Below are 2,354 nucleotides of genomic sequence, written 5' to 3'. Positions count from 1 at the left end.
GCAGGGCTGGAAGGGCGCCGCCGGCACCGCCATGGCCTGCCGCCCGGAGACCGCGCGGCTCGCGCGCGCCCTGTTCGCGGCGGCGGACGGTCCGGTCCGCGCGCGGGCCGACAGCCTGACCCTCGACGGCGTGCCGGTCGCGGTGAGCCTCGCGCTGACCGACGGGCGCACCGCGACGCTCCTGAAGACCGCCTACGACGAGACGCGCCGCGCGCAGGCCCCCGGCCTCGTGCTGGAGGCGGAAATCGTCCGGGCCTGCCACGAGACGCGCTTTGCCGACCGTCTCGATTCGGCCGCCCTGCCTGGATCGGCCCTGGAAGACCTCTACCCCGAGCGCGAAGCCGTGCTGGAGATCGTGGCGCTGCCGCCGGACGCGCGCGGGCCCGCGCTCGACCTGAGGATCCGTCTCGCCCGCCTCGGACAGCGCGCCCGCGCCGCGGCGAAGCGGGCGCTGCGGCGGCGCTGAGGCGGGCCCGAACCGCTCCGGCGCGGGAACGGGCCTCGTCCGCGCCCGTTCTGCCCGGGATGGTCGAGTCGCCGCGTGCATTCCCGCCCCGGTCCCACGCCGCGCGCCCGCGCGCCAGGGGGATCGGCCGGGCCCTCCTGCTGGTGGCGACGCTCGCCGCGGTCGCCTGGATCGCGTTCCACCTGCGCTGAGGCGGGCGATCCGGGGCGACGGATCGTTGCCCGGTCGCGGCACCCGATCGCTGAGGTGGCGCAATCCGCCGCCGCGCCCTCGCGGGCCGGGCGGTCGCGCCCGGTTTCCCTCCACCGGCTGCGACGACCCGGCAGCGGTTCGCTCGACCGACCCCCGATCCGGCCGGACGAAGCGCCCACCCGCGCGTTCGGTGCCGGGCGAGTGGTGCTAGCCGCGGAGCCGGGCGGGATTGCCGACCGCGACGCCGCCGGCCGGCACGTCGCGGGTGACCACGCTGCCCGCCCCGATGATCGCGTCGTCCCCGACCGTCACGCCTGGCAGGATGATGGCGCCGCCGCCGATCCAGACATTCGCCCCGATCGTCACGGGGCGCCCGAATTCCAGCATCCGGCGCCGCTGGACCGGGTCGCGCGGGTGGTCGGCGGTCAGGATCTGCACGCCGGGCCCGATCTGCGTCAGGTCGCCGATGCTGACCCGGACCACGTCCAGGATGCAGCAGCCGTGGTTCATGAACACGCCCCGGCCGAGGCTGATGTTGTAGCCGTAGTCGCAGTGGAAGGGCGGCCGGATGTTGCAGCCCGCGCCGACGCTGCCGAACATCTCCTCCAGGAGGGCCTGCCGCTCGGGCTGGCCCAGGGTCTGGCTGGCGTTGTAGCGGTCCATCCACGCCGAGATGCGCCGGTTGTCGGCGGCGAGTTCGGGGTCGTCGGCGACGTAGAGGTCGCCGGCGAGCATCCGCTCCTTCTGGGAACGTCCGTCCGAAGAGTCGGCCATGCATCCTCCTGGTTGTAATCGGGATCGGTGGCGGCGCGCGGCCGCGGGATCAGGCCTGCCCGACCCGCTCCAGCCACTGCGCCTCGGTCAGCACGGTGACGCCGTGCTTCTCCGCCTCCTTCAGCTTCGAGCCGGCGCCCGGCCCCGCCACCACGAGGTCGGTGTTGCCTGAGACGGAGGAGGCGACCTTGGCGCCCATCCGCTCGGCGGTCGCCTTCGCCTCGTTGCGGGTCATCCGCTCCAGGCTGCCGGTGAACACCACGATCTTGCCGGCGAGGTCGCCGGCGCCGGAGGGCGCGGCCGTCTCGGGCCGCTCGGTGCGCACCGCGTCGAGCAGCGCCTGGACGGCGTCGCGGTTGTGCGCCTCGGCGAAGAAGTCGATGAGCGCGTCCTTCACCACATCGCCGACGTCGCTCGCGCCCTCCGCGAAGCGCAGGTAGGCGTCGCAGGGCCGCTCGCGGGCCGCGCGCGACAGGGCCTCGTCGAGGGCCTCGCCCTCGCCGAAGGCAGCGACCAGCCTGTCGCGCGCGGCCGCGCCGAGACCCTTCACGGCGCCGGGCGCGAGGATCTCCGGGGGCAGGCCCTGCTCCGCCCGCTCCGCGACGCGGTCGAGGAGCGCGTCGCGCACCACCGGGCCGATCCGCTCCACCGCGTCGAGTTCCAGCCACGCGACACCCGGGCGGCAGGCACCGGCCGCGTCGACCGCCGCGATCAGGGCCGGCATGTCCGGGAACACCTTGGCGAGCTCCTTCGCGGTCACCTCGCCGACATTCGGGATGCCGAGCCCGAAGATGAAGCGCGGCAGGGCGACGCTGCGCCGCGCCGCGATCGCCGCGAACAGGTTCTCGATGGCGAGCGCCCGCTCCTCCTTGCGCGCCGCCTTCTTGGGCTGGCGGACCGTCTCGCCGGCGGCGCGCAAGGA

The 2,354-nt window shown here is 75.2% G+C and carries 4 protein-coding genes; 2 read left to right on the top strand and 2 right to left on the bottom strand.

What is annotated here, in order from left to right; genetic code table 11:
• A partial coding sequence (locus AX737_RS06285; protein WP_156453557.1) for a GNAT family N-acetyltransferase occupies nt 1–466 on the top strand: 466 nt, incomplete at its 5' end.
• Nucleotides 467–525: 59 nt separating this feature from the next.
• Nucleotides 526–657, top strand: a complete 132-nt coding sequence (locus tag AX737_RS36965) for a hypothetical protein (protein WP_280949061.1) — start codon at nt 526–528, stop codon at nt 655–657.
• 208 nt (nt 658–865) lie between these two features.
• Here the strand turns inward: AX737_RS36965 and AX737_RS06280 are convergent, their stop codons facing one another.
• A complete protein-coding gene (locus AX737_RS06280; protein WP_066919911.1) occupies nt 866–1,432 on the bottom strand; it encodes a sugar O-acetyltransferase in 567 nt (188 codons plus the stop codon).
• Nucleotides 1,433–1,481: 49 nt separating this feature from the next.
• Nucleotides 1,482–2,354 (bottom strand): BRCT domain-containing protein (locus tag AX737_RS06275; protein ID WP_280949060.1); only part of this gene is annotated, 873 nt, incomplete at its 5' end.

It is taken from the genome of Methylobacterium sp. CCH5-D2 (genome assembly GCF_001556475.1).
Taxonomy (GTDB): domain Bacteria; phylum Pseudomonadota; class Alphaproteobacteria; order Rhizobiales; family Beijerinckiaceae; genus Methylobacterium; species Methylobacterium hispanicum.
The sequence above is the reverse complement of the archived record's forward strand: the minus strand, read 5'-3'. Positions and strand labels throughout refer to the sequence as shown.

Coding starts and splice junctions, on each gene's coding strand:
- AX737_RS36965 (WP_280949061.1), top strand. CDS start 526: ATGGTCGAGTCGCCGCGTGCATTCCCGCCCCGGTCCCACGCCGCGCGC.
- AX737_RS06280 (WP_066919911.1), bottom strand. CDS start 1,432: ATGGCCGACTCTTCGGACGGACGTTCCCAGAAGGAGCGGATGCTCGCC.